Below are 22,464 nucleotides of genomic sequence, written 5' to 3' on the forward strand. Positions count from 1 at the left end.
ATAACAACGAACAAGAAATCGGAGACACCTATGAACCAGAGCATACCGATCGACGCTCGCTCCAAAACTCAGTCACGCAAAGCCGCAGCCAGCGGTTGGATCGGCTCGGCGTTGGAGTACTACGACTTTTTCATCTACGCCACGGCGGCGGCCCTGTTGTTTCCGAAGCTGTTTTTCCCTTCGGACAACCCCGCAGTCGGCATCATCGTGTCCTTGGCAAGCTTCGGTGTCGGTTACATCGCCCGCCCAATAGGAGCTGTCGTTCTCGGGCATCTGGGCGATCGCCACGGTCGCAAGAAAGTGCTGGTGTACTGCATGTTCCTGATGGGCGTGTCGACCATGTGCATTGGTCTTCTGCCCACCTATGCCCAGATCGGCATCTGGGCGCCGGTACTCTTGGTGACGATGCGCTTGATTCAAGGATTCGCCGTCGCTGGAGAAATATCCTGCGCCAGCTCCATGATTCTCGAACACGCCCCATCGGGCCGGCGTGGTTACTTCGCCAGCTTTACCCTGCAGGGCGTTCAAGCCGGCCAACTGCTTGCGGCGGCGGTCTTCCTGCCTCTGGCCCATTTCATGCCTGAAGACCAATTTACCTCTTGGGGCTGGCGAATTCCGTTTCTGCTCAGCGTCGTCGTGGTGATCATGGGCTACATCATCCGCCGCCAGGTCGACGAAACTCCGGCGTTCGCCGAACAGGAAAAGAAAGGCCAGCCCTCTGTCCTGCCTGTGGTCGAAGTGGTACGCCAAAGCTGGCGCGATCTGCTTCGCGTGATGTGCATGGCGCTCTCGGCGGTGATCGCGATCGTTGCCTCGGTATTTGGCGCGACCTATGCGGTCCAGCCAGCCTACGGGATCGGTTTTCCCGCCGGTGTCTACTTGTGGATTCCGCTGCTGGGCAACCTGTGCGCAGTCATATTGATCCCCTTCGTAGGCAACCTGTCAGACAAGATCGGCCGCAGGCCGCCGCTGATCGTCGGCATGCTCTGCGCCGGACTGCTGTCGTACGCCTACCTCTACGCCATCAGTATCCACAACCTGTGGCTTTCCCTGGTACTTTCCGTACTCATGTGGGGCGTGGCCTATCAAGGCTATAACGCAATATTTCCGAGCATGTTCCCTGAACTGTTCCGCACTCGGGTGCGTGTCACCGGCATGGCGATAGGTCAAAATATCGGGACCGCCATGACGGCCTTTCTTCCGGCGCTTTTCGTGAGCGTGGCACCCCCAGGCTCGGAAAATATCCCACTGAAAATCGGCTCTCTCACCTTGGGTATCTGCCTCATCGCGGTGATCGCCGCGGTAACGACACGGGAAACTTACCGGATCCGCCTTGCCGATCTTGGCAAGCGCGACGCCGTGCCCATTGGCCAGGATGAATACGATCAGATGCGCGCCGATGCGAGGAAAAACAAGACGAAGACGGCCGAGACAACCGAGCTGCCAAACCAGGTTCGATCCTGATGGCGTTTGAACGCGCGGGTACAACTGACGCTTTTTCGTACTTTCAATAAGCTGGACGGATACAGCCGTATCACGCGCAAGCGGGAGCGGCTCTCTGCGACGTTATCGGGCAGGTAATCATGGCCTCACATATAAAAGGGTCGACACAGGTGTATGGATTGGTCGGCCATCCGCTGGTAGCAGCCAAATCCCCAGAGTTGTTCAACCCGCTCTTCATGGCTCGGGGTGCCGACGCCGTGTGTGTACCATTGCAGGTCCAGGCCAACGACCTGCCCAGCTTCGTAACGGGTGCCAGGGTATTGAACAACCTCGCTGGCTTGCTGGTCACGATGCCCCATAAACAAAGCATGCTTGCACTGGTCGACGAGCTTCATCCAACGGCCCGTCAGGTCGGCGCTATCAACGTCGTTCGATGCGGCAGCGACGGTCGCTGGATCGGCGCCATATTTGACGGCCTTGGCTGTGTGCTTGGGATGCAGTGGGAGGGTTACGACCCTGCCAACAAAAGCATTCTGCTGATGGGTGCGGGCGGCGCCGGACGGGCAATCGCCTTTGCGATCGCATCGGCCGGCGCAAGGTCCCTGACGGTTTGCGATGCCGACCTACAGCGGGCCCAGAGACTGGCTGAATCGGTTGCCAGCGAAACAGGTTGCGCAACGCGTGCGGGGCCGCCTGACCCTCACGGCCATGACATCGTTATCAATGCCACGCCGCTGGGCATGAGTGCCCACGATCCCATGCCTGTGGATCCCGAGCGGCTCGAGCCCGGCACTTTGGTTGTCGACATCATCAACTCGCCGAACCCTACCGCGCTCTGCGCCGCAGCCCGCCAACGCGGTTGTCGTACTCAAGATGGAGGTCCGATGCATAGAGCTCAGGCCCTGCTGGCTCTGCGTTTCTTGGGTTTTGATTACCAGGACGACATCGACCTTGCGCCGAGCGACGGTTCGCATACTCACTATGCCGAGAGCAAATCTTCATGAAAGTTGCACTACTGGAAGTCAGTCATTGGCACGTGCCGCTGTACTTGAACGCACTGGAGACTCCGGGAGTCGAGGTAGTGGCTGTATCGGACTCCGAGCATGTCAAAGGCCAGGCCATTGCCGAGCGATTCAATTGCCCGTTGTACAGTTCTTCCTACGAACTGCTGGAGCGTGAGCAGATCGATTTCGCATTTGTGTTCGGCAGACATTCGGAAATGCCGTCGCTGGCCGAAGCCGTGATTGCACGAAACATCCCGTTTGCCCTGGAGAAGCCTTGCGGCATCAACATGGCCCAGGTCACTCGGCTGCGCGAGCTCGCCGAACGCGCGAACCTCTATTGCGCTGTCCCGCTGATCTTCCGTATGAGCGACCTGCTTCACGTCCTGCGCGAAGCCGAGGGAAACCAGACACCCGACTTCAATTACATGTCCTTCCGGTTCATCGTAGGCCCACCCGCCCGCTATCCGACCGCAGGTTCAGCCTGGGTCATCGATCCGGTTTTTTCCGGGGGCGGCTCCACAATCAATGTGGCGACGCACTTCATAGACTTTTTCAGGCTACTGACTGGGAAGGAGGTTGCCCGCGTCTCGGCCGTCATGAATTCCCGCACCCACAAGGGTGACGTCGAGGACTATTCGTTGTTGACCTTGCAAACAGACGACGGCGTTACCGGGGTCGTGGAAACCGGATACAGCTTCCCCAGTACGGCGGATGAGCAGCGTGAGTTCTCTTTTACGTTTTCGTCGGATCGGATGTACGCCAAGTCCGGACCTGATCGAATTGAAATAAGGGATCGCCAGAACATCGCCGCCGGTACTCGAAGCCGTCGCTTGCAGCTGGACACAGACGCCTACTACCCAGTATTCGTTCGGCAAGTACTTGCCGAATGCCGCAATGGGCAAAAGCCGATTGCATCGTTGCGCGATGCCGAAGCAATCATGCAGGTCATGGACGCTGCCTACACTTCAGCGCGTGAGGGCGGTACTCTGATTCATCTACCCTCGGCCCTAAAGAGTCCTGTTACTCGTAGCCATATTGATAGTTGATCTGACAGCTCAGTACGGTTGGGCGGTCTCAGTGCTGCGCTGCATGAGCGCCGCGACCGCCCGCCCTGCATCTGCCAAGTCTCAAATAACGCTGCCGCATTCCTGATCCCCACCGACACGCTTCGAAGCAAATCGCGTTTTCCCTTCCGAATCATGGTCAAAAACCGCCCAGACCACTCGTTCAAATAGCGCGCAACTATATAGTGCGCTATACAGATAAGTAATCTATGCTTCCCTGATCGACGTGTGAGCAATCCACAGGTCACCCCGCCTCGCCTGTTTGCGCATTTCTTCCTGGCAACCGGCATTGAACCCACGAACCCTCAACGACTTCTGTTTGGATAAACGATATGAAGAGAACACTTGCTGCCATCACGCTGTTGTCCCTGGCATCCTTCGGCGCGAGCGCCGCAGAACTTTCCGGAGCCTTGGGCGCGACCAGTCAGGGTGGCCTGACCGCGCGCACGGCCATTGGCTTCAACTGGGACAAGTCCTGGTGGGAGACTGACACCGGTAAGCTCACCGGCTACTGGGACCTTGGCTACACGTATTGGGAAGCGGGCGACGAAGCCGGTGGCCGGCATTCGGTCTCTTTTTCCCCAGTGTTCGTGTATGAGTTCGGCAGCGGCCACATCAAGCCGTTCGTCGAGGCAGGTATTGGTGTTGCCATGTTCACCGGCACCACGGCCGGTGATCAGAAGTTCGGCTCCTCGTTCAACTTCGAAGACCGCATCGGTGCGGGCCTGAAGATAGGCGACGATCAAAAGGTGGGCATCCGGGCGATCCACTATTCCAATGCCGGGATCAAGGAACCCAACGACGGGATCGAGTCTTACTCGTTGTTCTATAGCCATTCCATCTAAAGGTGGCACCGGCTCAATTTCACTGCATTGATCTCAGAGCTTTATGAAATCCGACGCTTCAAACACTGTCGACCCTCACTTCACCTGCGCCAGGGATGGCGCAGGCAAAGAATTGTCCTTCGCGCTGTATGGCGCAGCCAACCGCCTGGTGCGGCTGCACAAACCCTTTCTGGAGCCACTCGAGCTGACATTCCCGCAATACCTCGTGCTGTTGGAACTGTTCGCTGCTGCACCGCGTACCGTCGGCGAGCTTGGCGCCAAATTGAGTATGGAAACGGGCACGCTCACCCCCTTGCTCAAACGCCTCGAGGTATCAGGCAAGATCACCCGAACGCGTGATGCGGCGGACGAACGGCGTGTTCACGTGGCGCTCACTCCCCATGGCGAGGCGCTGCGTGCCGACACGCTGGCGGTCAGCGGACAAATTAAGTGCGCCTGCAATCTGGATGAGCGAGGGATCGTCGACTTGAAGAACGTACTTGATGCCCTCGGCTGGCCAGAGGACAAGGACAGTTGAAACCGTCTCGCCTTGCAAAAAAGATGCTCAGGGCACAGGCGTGATTTTCGGCACGGACACCGTGCCAACCTGCCACAGCTGTTCCAGCTGCGTCGTATAACTCTGGCTCATCATCTCCCGACGCATGCTCCAGTCCGGATCGGTCGGCACCGCCGCTGGCCGCAGCGTCCCCCTGCCCCAGCGGCCGTTGACCGCGTCGAGCACCTGCATCAGGCGCTCGGCAGCGGCGGGTTGGGCGCTGGCGAAAAGGTCGTCGGTGAACTCGCCGCGCTGGCACAGGCCCAGCAGGAGTATTTCGGCCTTGCTGTAGGTGAAACCGCTGCGAAAGATGAATTCCAGGCCCTGCACCGCTGCCTTGGTCAGCAAGCGCACATCGTCGGTGGGGTACGGCAGTTGTACCACTACGCCATTGGCGTACTTGGCTTCCAGCGGGTTGAGCATGCCGGTGCGAATGCTCACACGCAGCTGGCGACACAGCGAATGCTGCGCCCGCAGCTTTTCCGAGGCCCGCATTACATAGCTGGCCACGGCTTCGCGAATCGGCGCGATCTCGGTCAGGCGCTTGCCGAACATGCGGCTGCAGCAGATTTCCTGCTTGGGCGGATCGGGATCTTCGAGCGCCAGGCACGGCGTGCCGCCCAGCTCGCGGGCGGTCTTTTCGATCACAACGCTGAAGCGGCTGCGCAGCAGGGCCGGATCGGCGCAGCTCAAGTCCCAGGCGGTGGCGATGTTCATGCCTTGCAGGTGGGCGCTCATCTTCCGCCCGATGCCCCAGACATCGCTCACCGGGGTGACCTTCAACAGGCGATCACGGCGACCGGCTTCGCGCAGGTCCAGTACCCCGCCCAACTGTTTGTGCCATTTCTTCGCGGCGTGGTTGGCCAGCTTGGCCAAGGTCTTGGTGCCGGCAATGCCGACCCCCACCGGTATGCCAGTGCGCTGGTAGACCTTCTCGCGAATGTCGCGGCCCAGTGCGTCGTGATCCTGATGCATACCGGTGAGGTCGACGAACGCTTCGTCGATGCTGTACACCTCAAGCATGGTGCGCTTTGACAAGTGTCCATCGCTGAGCATCAGTCGGGGCGTTGCAAGTTCGTGTCGGTATTTTGCGAAAAATAAAACTAGACAAGCTTTCCTCTTTAAATCAGTGACTTAGTAAAAAGCACGAACAGACCCTAGTGCAAAGAGAAATAATTTGATGCAAAGCAAAATCGCGAAGTATCGACCCACACTCTATAAATACCAACGCGTCACAAACGCGACATTTGAACAAAATCAAACTGAAAACTATTGAGGTGAACCATGCAAAACGTACAATTCGAAGAACTTGAAGAGCGCATATCGACCATCTCTGAGGAGAAGGCCATGTATTCTGAAGGCGAAGAGATCGAGCTGGAAAACTAATTCAGTCACCGTTCTCGGTGAGGGGGTGCTTAGCGCAGCCCCTTTCTTTGTGCTAAAACATGACAGTGAGCCTGATATGAACACTAACACCAAACCTCTTATTAAGCGATCACATCACATCATACAGGCTGACGATGGTGATATTTGTATCGGAGAGATCCCGGGAGTATCTAAGATCCTTGTCGCACCGCCAGAGTGGGTGAAAGACGTTCTCAAGAAGCTGGATGGCACCCGCACAGTGCCGCGGATTGCCAAAGAGCTAGCCCATCAAGGCGTTGAGGTAACAGAGGATGATGTCATTGCTTTTATTTCAGCACTTCAAAAAATGAATTTACTAGAAGATAACGCTCACTTTTCTAATGCATTGACCAGTGAAGAAGTCGAGCGATACGATCGCCAAATGCTGCAATTTTCGCTGATCGATAAAGCGTGTGTCCATTCTCACGTTTATCAGGAGCGCCTAAAGTCCAGCACTGTCGTTATGTTTGGCATGGGAGGCTGGGGAACTTGGTGCTCTCTGCTGCTTGCACTGGCCGGTATTGGAAAGCTGCGCTTGGTTGACGGCGACAATGTCGAACTATCAAACATAAACCGACAAGTCCTTTATACCACTTCAGATATTGGAAAAGAAAAAGTCATAGCGGCCAAGGAAAGGATTCACGAGTATAACCCTAATGTAAAAGTAGAAACATTTTGTGAATTCGCCACCCCAGATCCAAAGCAAATCAGCGAACTGTTACAGGGCGTGGATTTCATAGTGCTTGCATGGGCAAGCTTAGGTTATTACCGAAAACACACACCGGAAGAAATGATCCACACCTTGGCTAGGGAGCATGGAGTTCCGGTAATGGAACTAGGAGGAGACCCACTTGAAATATCTATTGGGCCATTATTTCTAAATGATGGGTCGCACAAGTCTTTTAAAGACGTGAAGAAATCTGCGCGGCAGACGTATTACAGCAACAATGTCAATATCGAGAAATTCCAACGGGCTCGGCTGAAACACGATTTTCTGGACGGAGATCGGACTGTTAATGCCTGGCAAAGTGCTCCTTCTTTGTCAGCAATGGCTGGATTGGCATGTGATCAAATTGTTAAATGCATCACTGGCTACGATCGACCGGTGGTAGTCGGAAAGAGGATTTATCTATCAATGCAAACCCTAAATAAACGAGCAGAGACCGTCTTCGAATATGAATAAAGCATCAAAGTACTTTAGAGAGCACGGCTACTGTTCAATTGATCTGTTTTTACGTATTCCAGATCTTGTGCAAAAGTGTAAAGACGCGTGCGACAGTATTGAGGAACACGACTGGACCTACATCATCCACAACTCTACTGAGGAAATCGATCTGCCATACAATGTGCCTCCAGCACGCTTAAAACAGGTCAAAGCCGGCGCACTTAAAGTTTACCAAGAAGGAGGTTTTGCTTTTAGTTTTCGACGACTGACAGACTTAGAGGGTGTACCAATTCATCCCGCCATGAAACTCTTCGACGATTACCTTACGAGAGAAGACTTCTTGGGTTTATTGTCGACGCTCTCCGGACGACTCATCGGAGCAATGGAAGTTCGCTATATCAATCGTTTCGACCAAGGTGACTTTCTAACAACTCATCGTGATCCAGGCTCAAATCTCGGAATAGCATTAAACCTAACTTCGCAGTGGAACCTAAATTTCGGCGGGTTAACTTTCATCTTAAACGAATCACAATCCTCAGTTCATGACATACTGACGCCTTCTTATGGCCGGCTATTCATATTTGATACTTCGCAACGAACAGTCCCGCATTTTGTATCAATGGTAACGGCGCCTCCAGCTCAGAACCGGATTGCCCTCATTGCTCGCTATGGTTAATCTAATAATGTCTCCACTTCAAAAAAGCTTGCTCCTTATAGTAGTCATGGCCCTGATTTGGGGCGCAGGGTTGCCAGTTTCCAAGATAGGTGTGCAGACTCTGGGCGCTTGGCCATTCCGACTAGCATGCGCTTTTATCAGCGTTCTTTTCCTCTACGCAGTATTTTGGAAGCCGGTAAATAACCTCAGCACAACTTTAGATCCAATTCTTTATCTGAAGCTCTTCATCATCGCTATTCCAAATGTTTTCCTCGTTCCGGTCTTAAACAATATAGCGCTGGAACGTCTAAGCATTTCCGATTCAACTTCCTTGATCTATACAATGCCTTGCTTCACCTCTTTTTTTGTGATGATACTCAACCGAAAGCTCGACAGCTTTTCTATTGCCTCGTTGACTTTCTGTTTAATAGGCGTCTGGTTGATTATCGGAAGCTTTCAATTCTCTTCAAGCCACTTAATTATCTTGTCAAGCGCTGTCTCTTGGTCGATCGGCTCCATAATTGCACAGAGATTAGAGACAAATATTGATTTCCGGGTGAAAGTATTTTGGCAGGTAACCTTCGGTTGTGTTTGCGCCTTCTTGGTATCCCCCCTGTTTTTAGATTGGCCCACCGAAATTGTAAAGTTCCGTAATGACTTATCATTACCTGCCGCTGTGTCGGTTTTATTTATGGGGATTGTTGGCGGTGCGGTCGTTTTTTATATTTGGTTCTATCTAATCAAGCTTCAAAGTGCGGAATACGCCAGCTACGCAACGTTATTCTCACCAATCATCTCTATTACGTTAGCCATAACATACTTTGATGAAAATCCTTCAGCTAGCACAATGATTGGCTTTGGTTTAATTCTAATAAGTGCGCTGACCGTGAATATCTTGCGGCCTGCATGGACGTCAAGAATCCATCGAGGCACTGCATGACTAATCCTAATGAAATTATTGCACTAATCAACCAACATTTTGAGAAGGATTACCAATTACGGCATGCGGTTAGGCTAGCCGAATGGGATCAATCACTTTATGTAAAATCTGCGTCGCTGGCTGCGCGAACTCAGTCGGTGGCAGCTTTAAACGCTTTGCGTCGAGATAATCTGGTCGATTTGATGAAGTCGTGCGATTTGCCTGCTGCACTTCGCTGTGCAACAACACACGACGAGTCGCGCTTCAGGGAGGTAGATCGGTATCTCCGCTGTCACACTACGGTACCTGCTGAATTGCAGGACCGCAAGACTCGAGCAACGTCCAGAGCTGAGAGTATCTGGGCTGATTGCAGGACGAGGAATGATTGGGAAAGGTATGCTCCAGCTTTATCGGCTGTTGTTGAGGTTATCCGATTGGAAGCCCAGTGTCGCGCAGAGGCTACCGGCCTAGAGCTTTACGACAGTTTGCTGGATATTCATGAGCCTGGTCTTCGCCTAGCTCAACTAAAGCCTGCGTTTGATGAGTTGAAAGCATGGGCAATTGATATTCTCGCCAACTCTAAACACGCTTCGACAGCAGTTGCTCAGCGCCAACCTTTTACGATCGATGACAAGGAAAAGCTTTTCTTAGATATTTCTTGCGTTTTTGGGTTTGACCTCACAAGGGGTCGGATAGATTTTGGCGAGCATCCGTTTTGTGCTGGCGTACCTGAGGATACGCGGCTCATACTAAAAAAAGACTCTTCAATTCTTAATGGACTGCTTGAGGTCATCCATGAAACGGGACATGCATGTTACGAGCAGAATTTGCCTACCTCCCCTCGTGGGCACCCGATCAACCTGCCCCGGTCAGTAGGCGTGCATGAGTCTCAAAGCCTTTTTTTCGAAACCATGATCGGCCGGCATCCCGCTTTTTTGACTTACTTATCGAGGATTTTATCGGATAAGCACAAACTTCCAATTTCAGCTGACGAACTTAACCTCCACTACAACCAAACCAACCTCGGACTTATAAGAACTGACTCGGACGAGATATCTTATATTCTCCATATAATTTTACGCTTTGAGCTAGAGCTAAAACTACTAAACCGAGAAATTGAGGTGTCTGATCTTCCAAAACACTGGAACGTACTGAGCATTGATTATTTAGGGCTATCAGCGGGGAACGATTTTCGGCTTGGCTGCATGCAAGATATTCATTGGTCTCTCGGTCTTTTTGGGTATTTTCCTTGCTATATCTTAGGCCAGATCTACGCTGCACATTTATTTAACCAGTTCACAGCCAGCCACCCAGAATATCCAAGCGATTTCTGCAACGGCAACATACGCCCTGCTTTTAATTGGTTGAAGGAACATATCTGGAGCCGTGGCAGCCATGACAAGGAACTTAGCGTTTTTATGAGCCATGAAAAAAAATTAGATACGAGGCTTTTGAGATATCTTTTAGAAAACCGTTACAAGACTTAGGGACATTACTGTACCGAAAAATTCGGTGTTGCAATCGGTTTCTGCGACCACCAAGCCTACAAAATAGTAATAAGCCACTTTGCGACTGCGTTCGTGCAGCCGTTTTCACATGAGCTCGCTGCTCATCGCAGCGATAAGGATGTGCCCATGCTAGGCCCCGACGATGGGACGCTCACCCCTTGACCGTCCACAACTGCTCAATCTGCGTCGTATAACTCTGGCTCATCATCTCCCGACGCATGCCCCAGTCCGGATCGGTCGGCACCGCCGCCGGCCGCAATGTCCCCCTGCCCCAGCGACCGTTGACCGCGTCGAGCACCTGCATCAGGCGCTCGGCAGCGGCGGGTTGGGCGCTGGCGAAGAGGTCGTCGGTGAACTCGCCGCGCTGGCACAGGCCCAGCAGGAGTATTTCGGCCTTGCTGTAGGTGAAGCCGCTGCGAAAGATGAATTCCAGGCCCTGCACCGCTGCCTTGGTCAGCAAGCGCACATCGTCGGTGGGGTACGGCAGTTGTACCACTACGCCATTGGCGTACTTGGCTTCCAGCGGGTTGAGCATGCCGGTGCGAATGCTCACACGCAGCTGGCGACACAGCGAATGCTGCGCCCGCAGCTTTTCCGAGGCCCGCATTACATAGCTGGCGACGGCTTCGCGAATCGGCGCGATTTCGGTCAGGCGCTTGCCGAACATGCGGCTGCAGCAGATTTCCTGCTTGGGTGGATCGGGATCTTCGAGCGCCAGGCACGGCGTGCCGCCCAGCTCGCGGGCGGTCTTCTCGATCACCACGCTGAAGCGGCTGCGCAACAGGGCCGGATCGGCGCAGCTCAGGTCCCAGGCGGTGGCGATGTTCATGCCTTGCAGGTGGGCGCTCATCTTGCGCCCGATGCCCCAGACATCGCTCACCGGGGTGACCTTCAACAGGCGATCGCGGCGACCGGCTTCGCGCAGGTCCAGCACTCCGCCCAACTGCTTGTGCCATTTCTTCGCGGCGTGGTTGGCCAGCTTGGCCAAGGTCTTGGTGCCGGCAATGCCGACCCCCACCGGTATGCCAGTGCGCTGGTAGACCTTCTCGCGAATGTCGCGGCCCAGTGCGTCGAGGTCCTGATGCATACCGGTGAGGTCGGCGAACGCTTCGTCGATGCTGTACACCTCAAGGGCAGGCACCATGGACTCGATGATGCACATCACCCTTTCGCTGATGTCGCCGTACAAGGCGTAGTTGGAAGAGAATGCCACGATGCCGTGCTCGCGCAGCAGGTCCTTGATCTGGAAATACGGCGAGGCCATCTTCACCAGTGCCTTGGCCTCGGCCGACCGGGCGATCACGCAGCCATCGTTGTTGGACAGCACCACGATCGGCGTCTTCGCCAGGTCCGGGCGAAACACCCGTTCGCAACTGGCGTAGAAGCTGTTGCAATCGATCAGGGCGAAGACCGGCTCATTCTTTTTCATGGGCACGTACGCTGAAGGTCACTACGCCCCAGATCAACAGCTCGTCGCCCTCCATGATGTAGCGCGGCGGGTAATCGCGGTTGGCCGATTTGAGGATCACCTCGCGACCGCGCTTGTGCAGGCGCTTGCACACCGGTTCGCTGTTTACTGCGGCGATGACGACATGGCCATGCTCGGCCTCGATCGAGCGGTCCACGATCACCAGATCACCACAGAAAATCCCGGCGCCCTGCATGCTGTCGCCCTGGATGCGCACCAGGTAAATGTGCGGCGCGCGGATCTCCAGCAGCTCGTCCAGCGAAATGCGCTGTTCAATGTGGTCGGCCGCCGGCGAGGGGAAACCGGCCGGCACCTTGAACGAATACAGTGGATGCGCGGTGCTGCCCTGAGCGAGTGGGCCGAGAATGGTGATCATGGGATTGCCTAGTATTGATACTGTACGAATATACAGTTAACTTTGTACGACCTTGGAGGTCAACAAGAGACCGCGACAATCTGACGGAGAACACCATGTGTGGTCGCTACTCGATGTACGAAGCGATGGACGTCTATCTGCGTGAATTGGCCCCGCGTCAGCAGGTCATCAGTTATGTCGACCCGCAGCCGCAGGCGCGCTACAACATCGCGCCGACGCAGCGGGCCATGGTGTTGCAGGGCACCGAGCAGGGCCTGTCGATCGATTCGGTGAAGTGGGGCTGGGCGCCGTTCTGGGCCCAGGGCAAGCGCCCTGCCCCGATCAACGCGCGGGTCGAGACGGTCGCGACCGGAAAGTTCTTCAAGCAGCTGTGGCCCAATGGGCGCGTGCTGATACCGGCCAACGGCTGGTATGAGTGGGTCAAGGACGCCGATGACCCGAAGAAGAAACAACCCTGGTTCATTCATCTTGCGGACGACAAGCCGATGTTCTTCGCCGCCCTCGCCCAGGTCACGCCGGGGCTTGAGCCCGGTGAAGGGGACGGGTTCGTGATCATCACCGACGCCAGCAACGAGGGCATGGTCGATATCCATGACCGCCGCCCGGTGGTGCTGGCGCCAGAGCAGGCGCAGGAATGGCTGGAAACCGGCCTGAGCCCCGAACGCAGCATCGAAATCGCCCAGCACGAAGGCCGGCCGGTGGCCGACTTTCGATGGCACCCAGTGAGCAAGGCGGTTGGCAATGTGCGCAATCAAGGTGCCGAATTGATTGCGCCCGTCGATGAGGCGTCCTGAACCAGCACCCGCTGCCGGTTGAACCTAACCGCTGACGTTCACCGAAGATCCAGGCTCCAACCGTTCTGTGCCCAGCGCATGAATCAGCGTGATCGGCTGGCTCGACAACGCCCGCAAGTGCACGGTGATCACGTCATCGATCCGCGTCACGTCCACCCACTGCCCGTGAAACTGCACGGCCAGGCAGACATCGCCAAGGCCGGGCGGTGGCGCCGGGAACACTCGCAACCCTTCCACGGCTGGACACACGCCCAGGTAATGCCGCTGCATCACGTCCAGCGCGCCGGACATGGCCGCCAGGTGCACGCCCTCGCGCACGCCGCTGTCGGACTTGGCGTCCAGATCCGTGCGCAGGCAATGCTGGTAGTACATCCACGAAGCATCGCTGTCGGTATGGGCCAGCGCACCGGCGCAGACGGTTTTCGACAGGCTGGATTCGTGGAAGACGTGGCCCAGGTGATAGTCCATGGTCCGCCGCGCAATGTCGCCGTCGAACGGATAGCGCAAGCGGTCGAACAGCGCCTGCAACTGGTCCTGTGACAGCAGGTAGAAGAGCATCAAGGTGTCGGCCTGCTTGCTCACCTGATAGTGGTCGCAGTGATCGCCCCGGGCTTCGAGCATCCAGTCCAGGCGCGGATTGTCTTCGCGCTTCCACTCGTCCGGCGCGGGCTGCAGGCGGTCGAAGCCTTCGAACTGGTCGAGCACGCCATCGGCGGTGAACGGCAGGAACATGTTGCGGCTGACATGCTCCCAGTGCGAGGCCTCGTCGGGGCGCAGCGCCAAGCGCTCGACCAGATCCTCGCGCAGCGCCGTGGGCAACCGTTGCAGCACGTCCAGCGCGCGGCACAGTGTCCACACTGCCATGAGGTTGGTGTAGGCGTTGTTGTCCAGGCCCGGCTGCTCGGCATGGGGGTAGGCGTTGTGGTACTCATCGGGACCGATCACGCCTTCGATGACATAGCGCTGCCGGGATTCGTCGTAACGGGCCGCACTGGCCCAATAACGCGCGACTTCGATGATCAGGTCACCGATCTTGCCGGCCAGTTGCTGCTCGTCGCCGGTGGCCAGGTAGAGCGTCCAGGCGTCGTAGGCCACGGCCGAGCCGATGTGGCGCTGCAAGTGCGTCGGGTCGGGCACCCAGTGGCCGGAAAGCGGGTAGTACTGGAACGGCTGGGTCTGCTCTTCGCCGTCGTGGGCGCTGCGCCAGGGAAACATGGCACCGCCGTAGCCCAATCGGGCCGCTCGACGCCGCGCGGCCGGCAGGCGTGTGTGGCGGTAGTCGAGCAGTGAACTGGCCAGCTCCGGACGGTGCGTGGCGAACAGTGGAAAAGCAAACAGCTCGTCCCAGAACACCTGGCCGAAGTAGCCTTCTTGCCAGCCTCGGGCGGGAAACCCGAGGTCATGGCGCATGCTCAATGGGGAAACGGTTTGTTGGATATGCCAGCCGGCGAACTGCAGCGGATGATCGACCGCCGGATCGGCGACGCGAATGCGCCCGTACTCCCAAGTGTCCTTCCAGGCCTGTTCATGGGCAGCCAGCAATTCGACGTAGGTGGCGTTGGGCAGCGCCGCCATGCTGCTGGACAGTCCGTAGAATTCGTCGTCGACCTGCACGATGACACGCTTTTCCAGCACCAGCGGGCCCTGCTCGGGCCATTCCACGACGCCGTCCTGCACCAGGCGATCATCCGCCACCTGGCCCTGCCATTGGCAAGGCGCGCAGGTCTGCACTGCCACCGCCACCTTGCGCGAAGTGTCTTCCAGCGTTGCCACTACCCCTGCCCGGCCATCGGGCAGGTGCTCCCAACGGTGGCTGCGCAAACGGCGCCCCTCGTAGTCGCGGTCACGCTCGATCAAGAAGTTGCCGCGGCTGTTGTCCAGCGTTGCACGTACGCGCAGGCCCGTCAGCGCCTTGTGCGCGTGCAGCTCCCAGCGCAGCACCGCCAGTTGTGCATTGGCCAGGCTGACGAAGCGGGTTTCCACCAACTCCACTGGTGTTCCAGCCAGCACGAACGACAGCCTGCGGGTCAGTACACCACGCTGCATGTCGACCTGTTGGCGATAGGTGTGCAGGGTGTCGTCGCGAAGCTCGAACCACGGCTGGTCGTCCAGCGAAAAGGTCAGACCAAAGGGGTCGGGCAGGTTCACCAGCGCCGCAGTGTGGGTGATGGTGCCGTTGACCTGGCGTGCGGCATCGTCGTACCAGCCGGCCCGGTACAGGCCAGGGTAATGCCCTTGCGGGCGCGGCACGGCGCAGGCTTCGGGCGAGCAGGCACGCCACGAGATCACCCCGTTGGCCAAGGTGAACAGCGCTTCGCGGCGTTGTTCGTCGTTGAGCTCGAAATGGTCGAAGGCCAGCGAATGCGTCGATCGATCCGTCATCGGCGTGACTCGCAAGCGTGCGGCAGGCAAAGAGCGGTAACGGGCGTGGGCGTCATGCAAGAATTCCTCGAGTGTGCAACCGTCGATAGTCATCAATGCAGACCCATGCAGCCGCTCTGGGTTCGGCCTCCTGGGGGGTGCGCAGTGGTTACATCATGTAACGCCGGTAGAACTCCAAGGTTGCCTGATTCTTGTGCTTGGCCTCGAACATGATGTCGAAGCGCTCGAGAAACTGCAGCGCGTAGACGTTGGTCCAGTGGTTCCACATCAGCTCGCTGTGGCCGTAGAGATCGCGCTTGGAAACCACTTGCAGCAGCGCGTCCATTTCCAGTTTCTGCTCGGCGGTGAAACCCAGTTCCTGCAGGCGCTCCTGGGGCTGGGAGTAATGCATGACCGGCCGCACGCCGCGCCAGCTGTCGACGATGCGATCTACGCGAGGGTCGTCCATGGCGATGTAGTCGTTCTCGTTGATCCAGCAGTGGTGAATGTCGAGCACCACGGGTGCCAGGTCGGCGAGTTGCAGGCAGTCGTCGACGCCGTAGGTTTTTTCTTCGTTCTCGAAGGTGATGCAGTTTCGCGCCACCTGCGACAGGCGCGGCCAGATCGCGCGGGTGCCTTCGGCGCCCAGACGACCGGCGATGTGCACGTTGCATTTGAAATCCTGGAACTGCACACCGTAGCCCATCATGCGGATCATGTCGGCGTGGTACTCGAACTCCGCCAGGCTGTTCTCCACCACGGGTGGTTTGTCCGAGCCCAGCACGCAAAATTGCCCGGGGTGAAAAGACAGGCGGATGCCGGAATCGCGCGCCAATTGCCCCATGGCCGCGAAACGCTCGGCCAGCCACGCCTGACGCTCGGGCTCCTGGTAGAAAGCCGCAACCTGAGGGTGGCTGTAAAACGGTAGCAGGTCGCTGCTCAGGCGCAGCATGCGCATGGCTTCGGGCAGTTGGGCCACGTAGTCGAGCAACTGCATTTGGGCCTGCAGATTATGGGTGATGACCTCTTGCAGTTTCTCGTGCGCCACCTGGGTGGCGACGCTGTTCATCCAGCGCAAGGTAGTGGTCCGCGGGTTGTAGGCACCCTCGATGAGCTTCAGCTCGGCAAGGGTCAGGGCACGAATCGAGTGTCGGTATTGGCAGGCGAAGCCGATGCGGGGAGTGATCATTGGGATGAAGGCCAGGCGTTCAGATAGATAGCCGATAGACAACCGCAGCGTGCAATCCTCTCGCAGCAGGCCTGCGCAACTGGCCAAATTGACAGACCCCCTGCCCGACTCTTAATCTGTAGCCCGCGCATTGTAAATTGGTCTTACCAATTCAAGCACCCTCATGGCAGACCTCCAACAACAATCAGGGACTACACCCATGCCGACGAAACGCCTGGCCCTCGCTGCCCTCCACGTCCGGGAGATGGCGCGCCCATGATCATTTCAGCGTCCACCGATTACCGCGCGGCTGCACAACGTCGCCTGCCGCCTTTTCTGTTCCACTACATCGACGGCGGCGCCTACGCCGAGCATACGCTGCGGCGCAATGTCAGCGACCTGGCCGACATCGCCCTGCGCCAACGGGTGCTGCGCAACATGTCCGAGTTGAATCTGGAAACGCAGCTGTTTGGCGAGACCTTGGCCATGCCGGTGGCACTGGCACCCATCGGACTGTGCGGCATGTTCGCCCGTCGCGGGGAGGTGCAGGCGGCCAAGGCGGCAGATGCCAAGGGTATTCCGTTCACGCTGTCGACGGTGTCGGTCTGCCCGATCGAGGAAGTTGCTCCGGCGATTTCCCGGCCGATGTGGTTCCAGCTGTACGTGCTCAAGGACCGTGGCTTCATGAAGAACGCCTTAGAGCGCGCCCGCGCTGCCGGCGTGAAGACGCTGATTTTCACCGTGGACATGCCGGTGCCCGGTGCTCGCTACCGGGATGCGCATTCGGGCATGAGCGGCGCCAACGGGCCGATGCGGCGCATGTGGCAGGCCGTGACCCATCCGGCCTGGGCCTGGGACGTGGGCCTGCACGGTCGTCCCCATGATCTGGGCAATATCTCCACCTACCGTGGCAACCCTACCGGGCTGGCCGACTACATCGGCTGGCTGGGCAACAATTTCGATCCGTCGATTTCCTGGAAAGACCTGGAATGGATTCGTGAGTTCTGGGATGGGCCGATGATCATCAAGGGCATCCTCGACCCCCAGGATGCGCGCGACGCGGTGAGTTTCGGTGCCGATGGCATCGTGGTGTCCAACCATGGCGGGCGTCAGCTCGATGGTGTGTTGTCCAGTGCTCGAGCCTTGCCGGCGATTGCCGACGCGGTGAAGGGCGATCTGGCGATACTGGCCGATTCGGGTATACGCAGCGGGCTGGATGTGGTGCGCATGATCGCCCTTGGCTCCGACACGGTGCTGCTGGGGCGGGCATTCATCTACGCCTTGGCGGTGGCCGGCGGCGCAGGCGTCAGCAACCTGCTGGGGTTGATCGAGAAAGAGATGCGCGTGGCCATGGTGTTGACCGGAGCCAAGTCCATCAGCGAGATCGGTTCGGATTCGCTGGTGCGTTGAGCGGCGGTTTCAGGGCACCAGGTGAATCAATTCTGGTTGCAGGGCTTTAGGCTGGACGTCGAGCAAGACCAGCGTAACCGGCAGCTTGAAACGGCGGCGGCCTGCACTGCCGGGGTTGATGTAGAGGCAGTCGCGGCGCCACTGGATCAGTGGCTTGTGCGAGTGGCCGGTGATGACCAGGCGCGTGTCGCTGCGCAAGGCGGCCGGTACGTCGGCGATGTCGTGGACCAGCAAGGTGGGCCAGCCTTCGAGGTCGAAATGCAGCACGTCCGCCACCGAATCGGCCCATGGCATGCCGACATCGTTGTTGCCCGAAACCACCTGCACCGGAGCGATGGCAGACACGTGCTGGACGATGTCACCCTTGCCGATGTCACCGGCGTGAATGATCCGTTCGCAGCCCTGGAGCGCTGCCACGGCTTCAGGCCGCAGCAGGCCATGGGTGTCGGAAATGATGCCTACTTTCACGGCGTGGTTCCCTGTGTGCGTGGTGCAGATCTGGACTGCCTCGCACAGGGGTGGGTTCCATGCTGCCACATTGGATCGGCGTCCATGTATGGTCGCGGGCTGCTTGCGTTAAGAACACCGCAGTGTTTCAGGTAGTGTGCGGTGAAGCCTTCGCGGGCAGAGCCCGCTCCCACAGTGTGGGAGTGAATTTTGTGGGAGCGGGTCTCTGCCCGCGAAGTGACTCCGCATCGCTGCCTTCGCGGGCGGCCCGTTCTCACATCAAATCGGCTGCTACTTGGCGGTGATCACCGCCAGTTTGGTGATGCCTGCCTTTTCGATGGAGGCCATGGCGCGGGCTACTTCGCCGTAGTTGACGCCGTCATCGGCCTGCAGTTGTACGCGCACATCGGGGTCTTTCTGCCTGGCGCTTTGCAGGTTGGTCTGAAGCAGGTCCGGCTGGATTTCGTCCTTGTTGATGAACAGCTTGCCTTGCTCGTCGATGCTCACCACCAGCGGGTCCTTCTGCTCGGCAGGTGCCACCGCTTCGGTCTTGGGCAGGTTGATCGGGATCGAATTGGTCAGCAACGGCGCGGTGACGATGAACACCACCAGCAGCACCAGCATGACGTCTACCAGAGGCGTCACGTTGATCTCGCTGAGCACCTCGTCCGTGTCTTGAGTGGAAAAGGCCATGTCAGGACGCCTCCTTCACTTTGTGGCCCGAAGCCGCAGCACCGCTGCGAGTCAGCGCCGGATGTTGCAGGACACGAAAGGAATGCTTCTGCGCCAGGCTATAGAAGTCGTGGGCGAAATCGTCGAGGTCAGCTGCGGTCAGCTTCAGGCGACGCAGGAAATAGTTGTAGACCAGCACCGCTGGCACCGCGACGGCGATCCCCACACCAGTGGCCACCAGCGCCGCGCCGATTGGCCCGGCTACGGTTTCCAGGCTGGCCGAGCCGGCCGCGCTGATGCCCTTGAGGGCCGACATGATCCCCCAGACCGTCCCGAACAGGCCGATGAAAGGCGAGGTACTGCCGATACTGGCCAGCACCGCCAGCCCCGTTTCCAATGAGCGTCGCTCACGCACGATCTGCTGGCGCAGGGCGCGTTCGAGGCGATCCTGATGATTGATCGACTGGCTCAAATCGGTTTGCGCCTGGTCGTTGACCTGGATGGCCGCGTAGCCCGACTGCGCGACCCGAGCCGCTGCACCGGGTTGTTCCTGGGCCAGATGGGCGGCCGAATCCAGGCTCGAGGCCGCCCAGAACTGCTTGTGAAACTTGCGATCCTGCCCTTTGAGCCGAGCGAACTGCAGGCCTTTGAGCAGCGCGAGCCCCCAAGTGGCAACGGAAAACAGGATGAGCAGCCAGATGACCGAGTGCTCGACGGAGGTGAAGGGAGATTCTGTCAGAAGATTCATGGTGAGGCTCTCTGTAGCAAGGCGTTAGGTAGTGCGATGCGCCTTTTGTCAGGTAGCCCGCTTCATGCAGTAAAAAAGTCGATCAGCGCAATTTGAAATCGATCGGCACGCTGACCCAGCCGTCGACCGGGTCGGCACCGCGTTTGGCCGGAACGAAGCTCCAGCGTTTCACTGCTGCCAGTGCGGCGTCATCAAGCTGACTGCGACCGCTGCTGGTCTGGACCTGGATTTCACTGGGCTTGCCGCTGGCTAGCACGTGAACCCGCAACAGCACGCTCCCTTCCCAGTTGCGACGCATGGCCAGGGCAGGATATTCGGGCGCTGGATTGTGCAGGTAGCCGGCATTGGCCGAAGCCGGTGTCACCGGTTGCGGCGCAGGCGGTGCCGGTGGCGCGGGGGTGTTGGCGGCGTCGGTAATGCCACGGGTTGCGGTGGCGCAGGCGGTTGCACTACGGGTTTGGGCACAGGCTTGGGTGCCTGCTGCTTGACCACAGGCTTGGGTTTGGGTGGTGGCGGCGGCGCTGGCTTGGCCGCCAGTTCATCCTCGATGGGCGGTGGTGGCTCCACAACCGGTGCGACCGGCTCGGGCGGCGGTGGTGGCGTCTCTGCTACGGGTGGCGGTGCCGGTTGCGCGAATTCGATCGTCATCGGCGGAATTTCCGGGGGCACCACGGGCAGCACGGGCGCCGGTGCCTGGCTGATCCAGTAAATGACCGCGCCATGCAGTACCAGCGCAAACACGCCCAGCAGTGCAGCTTCGCGGCGACCGAGAATCCGCTTCGGCGCACGTTGCAGGCGCAGCTCGCCCAAGGGCTGGCGGAACACCCGGCCCAGGTCGAGCAATTCGCCGGGTACCGGTTGCCACCGCACCTCCAGAGCGGCCTTCAGGTTGTTCATCAGTTGCTCCTGTTGACGGGTAAACATGAAGGGGCGAGTCCAATCGGCCTCTTCGGCGGGCGAATGATGTTCAAACTCTGCTAGTTCGAAAAGTAATTGTTTGTTATTCCAAGCTTTCAATCCGGCATAAGGGCAAGTCGGTGATCGACTGAGCTGAAATTGCTGTTTGCCTGTGAACACTTCGCCAACTTGACTGTTGCGCAGGCAACACTACACAAGGTGCGGTGTCGCGAATTTCCCTAGGCAAATTATCGAGTTGCAGCGTTTGCAAAAACAGACCAAGGAGTGATTTACGACACTGCTGCGCGCGCACTCGTTATGCAACACGACATAAGCTAATGCTCATTAGGTATTTAACGATCGTTTTTTATATCCATTAGTATCGCCTTCATTCCGTGTCTCACCGCTCGATTCATTTTTTCCTCCGCATCTTGAAGGCGCCGCCATGCAGCTTTTGACACTCCCCCCATCGCCCGCCCTCGCTACCTCCATCCGTGCCACTGCCCAGGTGTTCGAAGACCCGAAATCCAAGGCGTTGCTGGCCCATCTCGAACAGGTCGCACCCAGCGAAGCCAGTGTGCTGATCATCGGCGAAACCGGCACCGGCAAGGAGCTGGTCGCGCGTCATATCCACAACCTCAGCGCACGGCGCAACAAGCCGTTCGTGGCCGTCAACTGCGGGGCATTTTCCGAGTCACTGGTGGAAGCCGAACTGTTCGGCCATGAAAAAGGCGCCTTCACCGGTGCCCTGGCGGCCAAGGCCGGGTGGTTCGAGGAAGCCAACGGCGGCACCTTGTTTCTCGATGAGATCGGCGACCTGCCGATGCCCATTCAGGTCAAGCTGCTGCGCGTGCTGCAGGAGCGCGAAGTGGTACGCCTGGGTTCGCGCAAGAGCATTCCGATCAATGTGCGAGTACTGGCTGCAACCAATGTCTTGCTGGAGAAGGCGATCAATGCCGGCCATTTCCGCGAAGACCTCTATTACCGGCTGGATGTGGTCAGTCTGGAACTGGTGCCGCTGCGCGAACGGCCTGGCGATATCATTCCGCTGACCCGGCACTTCCTCGAGGTGTATTGCAAACGCCTGGGTTACGAACGCGCCACGCTGTCGGCCGACGCCGAGCACAAGCTGCGTCACTACAGCTGGCCGGGCAACATTCGCGAACTGGAAAACGTCATTCATCACACCTTGCTGATCTGCCGCAACGGCGTGATCGAGCGCGATGACCTGCGCCTGTCGAACATGCGCATCGAGCGCGCCGATGACAGTCCGGCGGTGGACGATTCGGTGGAGGCTTCACTGGATCGGCTGTTCCAACGGCTGTTCGACGAGCAGGTCGGCGACCTGCACGAGAAGGTCGAGGATGCCCTGCTGCGTTCGGCCTATCGGTTCAGCCATTGCAACCAGGTGCACACCGCCAACCTGCTCGGCCTGAGCCGCAACGTGACCCGCACGCGGCTGATCAAGATGGGCGAGCTGGCGGTGAACAAAAGGCGCTCGGTGGCGGATCAACCAGAGGTGCGGGCTCTCCGGTTGTCGATCTGAGGGTTTTGTAGGGACCGTGTGATAAGTGGATGACT

General features: G+C 58.0%; 20 protein-coding genes and 2 pseudogenes. 13 read left to right on the forward strand and 9 right to left on the reverse strand.

The genetic code is table 11. The features are described from left to right. The first annotated feature begins 30 nt into the window (after positions 1 to 30). The 5 genes from LT40_RS11715 to LT40_RS11735 all read left to right on the forward strand — a co-directional run bounded on the left by LT40_RS11715 (position 31) and on the right by LT40_RS11735 (position 4,873). Positions 31 to 1,464 (forward strand): MFS transporter, encoded by a 1,434-nt coding sequence (locus LT40_RS11715; RefSeq protein ID WP_043190257.1) that lies wholly within the window; start codon positions 31 to 33, stop codon positions 1,462 to 1,464. 149 nt (positions 1,465 to 1,613) lie between these two features. After that, a complete protein-coding gene (locus tag LT40_RS11720; protein ID WP_237749257.1) occupies positions 1,614 to 2,447 on the forward strand; it encodes a shikimate dehydrogenase family protein in 834 nt (277 codons plus the stop codon). Next, positions 2,444 to 3,493, forward strand: coding sequence for a Gfo/Idh/MocA family protein (locus LT40_RS11725; RefSeq protein WP_043190260.1), 1,050 nt, complete (start codon positions 2,444 to 2,446; stop codon positions 3,491 to 3,493). Before LT40_RS11720 ends, LT40_RS11725 begins: the two co-directional genes overlap by 4 nt. Before the next feature lie 350 nt (positions 3,494 to 3,843). Further along, the gene (locus tag LT40_RS11730; RefSeq protein ID WP_043190262.1) at positions 3,844 to 4,356 is read left to right on the forward strand and encodes an acyloxyacyl hydrolase; all 513 of its coding nucleotides are present in this window, start codon (positions 3,844 to 3,846) and stop codon (positions 4,354 to 4,356) included. A gap of 43 nt (positions 4,357 to 4,399) precedes the next feature. Continuing rightward, the gene (locus LT40_RS11735; RefSeq protein WP_043190264.1) at positions 4,400 to 4,873 is read left to right on the forward strand and encodes a MarR family winged helix-turn-helix transcriptional regulator; all 474 of its coding nucleotides are present in this window, start codon (positions 4,400 to 4,402) and stop codon (positions 4,871 to 4,873) included. Positions 4,874 to 4,900: 27 nt separating this feature from the next. Here LT40_RS11735 and LT40_RS11740 read toward each other — a convergent pair. Then, positions 4,901 to 5,935: pseudogene (locus LT40_RS11740) on the reverse strand (DUF4113 domain-containing protein); the annotation flags it as partial. A 240-nt stretch (positions 5,936 to 6,175) separates the two neighbouring features. Between LT40_RS11740 and LT40_RS21255 the strand changes: the two are divergent. The 5 genes from LT40_RS21255 (at position 6,176) to LT40_RS11755 (ending at position 10,521) form a co-directional block, all read left to right on the forward strand. Continuing rightward, positions 6,176 to 6,277 carry a pantocin A family RiPP gene (locus LT40_RS21255; protein WP_084139795.1) on the forward strand — a complete coding sequence of 34 codons (102 nt, stop codon included), beginning with the start codon at positions 6,176 to 6,178 and terminating at the stop codon, positions 6,275 to 6,277. Between the two features lie 76 nt (positions 6,278 to 6,353). Continuing rightward, positions 6,354 to 7,478: a ThiF family adenylyltransferase gene (locus tag LT40_RS11745; RefSeq protein ID WP_043190265.1), complete on the forward strand. Its 1,125-nt coding sequence runs from the start codon at positions 6,354 to 6,356 to the stop codon at positions 7,476 to 7,478. Next, entirely contained in the window at positions 7,471 to 8,136 is a 666-nt protein-coding gene (locus tag LT40_RS21260; protein WP_084139796.1) for a 2OG-Fe(II) oxygenase, read from the forward strand. Before LT40_RS11745 ends, LT40_RS21260 begins: the two co-directional genes overlap by 8 nt. Positions 8,137 to 8,143: 7 nt before the next feature. Then, complete coding sequence (locus LT40_RS11750) at positions 8,144 to 9,055, forward strand: DMT family transporter (protein ID WP_043193623.1); 912 nt, start codon at positions 8,144 to 8,146, stop codon at positions 9,053 to 9,055. Then, positions 9,052 to 10,521 (forward strand): gluzincin family metallopeptidase, encoded by a 1,470-nt coding sequence (locus tag LT40_RS11755; protein ID WP_158497446.1) that lies wholly within the window; start codon positions 9,052 to 9,054, stop codon positions 10,519 to 10,521. The genes LT40_RS11750 and LT40_RS11755 overlap by 4 nt, the downstream gene beginning before the upstream one ends. 172 nt (positions 10,522 to 10,693) lie before the next feature. Here the strand turns inward: LT40_RS11755 and umuC are convergent, their stop codons facing one another. Both umuC and LT40_RS11765 read right to left on the reverse strand, forming a co-directional pair. Next, positions 10,694 to 11,971: a translesion error-prone DNA polymerase V subunit UmuC gene (gene umuC / locus LT40_RS11760; protein WP_043190266.1), complete on the reverse strand. Its 1,278-nt coding sequence runs from the start codon at positions 11,969 to 11,971 to the stop codon at positions 10,694 to 10,696. After that, positions 11,958 to 12,386 carry a LexA family protein gene (locus LT40_RS11765; protein WP_043190267.1) on the reverse strand — a complete coding sequence of 143 codons (429 nt, stop codon included), beginning with the start codon at positions 12,384 to 12,386 and terminating at the stop codon, positions 11,958 to 11,960. The genes umuC and LT40_RS11765 overlap by 14 nt, the downstream gene beginning before the upstream one ends. A 95-nt stretch (positions 12,387 to 12,481) precedes the next feature. Here LT40_RS11765 and LT40_RS11770 point away from each other — a divergent pair, with 95 nt between their 5' ends. Beyond that, positions 12,482 to 13,180 carry an SOS response-associated peptidase gene (locus tag LT40_RS11770; RefSeq protein WP_043190269.1) on the forward strand — a complete coding sequence of 233 codons (699 nt, stop codon included), beginning with the start codon at positions 12,482 to 12,484 and terminating at the stop codon, positions 13,178 to 13,180. 24 nt (positions 13,181 to 13,204) lie between these two features. Here LT40_RS11770 and LT40_RS11775 read toward each other — a convergent pair whose 3' ends face one another. Both LT40_RS11775 and uvsE read right to left on the reverse strand, forming a co-directional pair. After that, complete coding sequence (locus tag LT40_RS11775) at positions 13,205 to 15,655, reverse strand: glycoside hydrolase family 65 protein (RefSeq protein WP_237749258.1); 2,451 nt, start codon at positions 15,653 to 15,655, stop codon at positions 13,205 to 13,207. Positions 15,656 to 15,710: 55 nt separating this feature from the next. Beyond that, positions 15,711 to 16,730 (reverse strand): UV DNA damage repair endonuclease UvsE, encoded by a 1,020-nt coding sequence (uvsE, locus tag LT40_RS11780; protein WP_043190270.1) that lies wholly within the window; start codon positions 16,728 to 16,730, stop codon positions 15,711 to 15,713. 255 nt (positions 16,731 to 16,985) lie between these two features. On the opposite strand from uvsE, the gene lldD reads away from it, so the two are divergent. Continuing rightward, complete coding sequence (gene lldD, locus LT40_RS11785) at positions 16,986 to 18,119, forward strand: FMN-dependent L-lactate dehydrogenase LldD (RefSeq protein ID WP_043190271.1); 1,134 nt, start codon at positions 16,986 to 16,988, stop codon at positions 18,117 to 18,119. A 9-nt stretch (positions 18,120 to 18,128) separates the two neighbouring features. On the opposite strand, the gene LT40_RS11790 is transcribed toward lldD, so the two are convergent. The 4 genes and pseudogenes from LT40_RS11790 to LT40_RS11805 form a co-directional block, all read right to left on the reverse strand. Further along, entirely contained in the window at positions 18,129 to 18,587 is a 459-nt protein-coding gene (locus LT40_RS11790; RefSeq protein ID WP_043190272.1) for a metallophosphoesterase family protein, read from the reverse strand. Between the two features lie 270 nt (positions 18,588 to 18,857). Beyond that, positions 18,858 to 19,259 (reverse strand): ExbD/TolR family protein, encoded by a 402-nt coding sequence (locus LT40_RS11795; RefSeq protein ID WP_043190274.1) that lies wholly within the window; start codon positions 19,257 to 19,259, stop codon positions 18,858 to 18,860. A 1-nt stretch (position 19,260) separates the two neighbouring features. Next, positions 19,261 to 19,986, reverse strand: coding sequence for a MotA/TolQ/ExbB proton channel family protein (locus LT40_RS11800; RefSeq protein ID WP_043190276.1), 726 nt, complete (start codon positions 19,984 to 19,986; stop codon positions 19,261 to 19,263). Positions 19,987 to 20,068: 82 nt separating this feature from the next. Next, positions 20,069 to 20,883: pseudogene (locus LT40_RS11805) on the reverse strand (energy transducer TonB). 445 nt (positions 20,884 to 21,328) lie between these two features. Here LT40_RS11805 and LT40_RS11810 point away from each other — a divergent pair. Further along, complete coding sequence (locus LT40_RS11810) at positions 21,329 to 22,429, forward strand: sigma-54 interaction domain-containing protein (protein ID WP_043190278.1); 1,101 nt, start codon at positions 21,329 to 21,331, stop codon at positions 22,427 to 22,429. Positions 22,430 to 22,464 lie beyond the last annotated feature (35 nt).

The organism is Pseudomonas rhizosphaerae, assembly GCF_000761155.1.
Lineage (GTDB): Bacteria > Pseudomonadota > Gammaproteobacteria > Pseudomonadales > Pseudomonadaceae > Aquipseudomonas > Aquipseudomonas rhizosphaerae.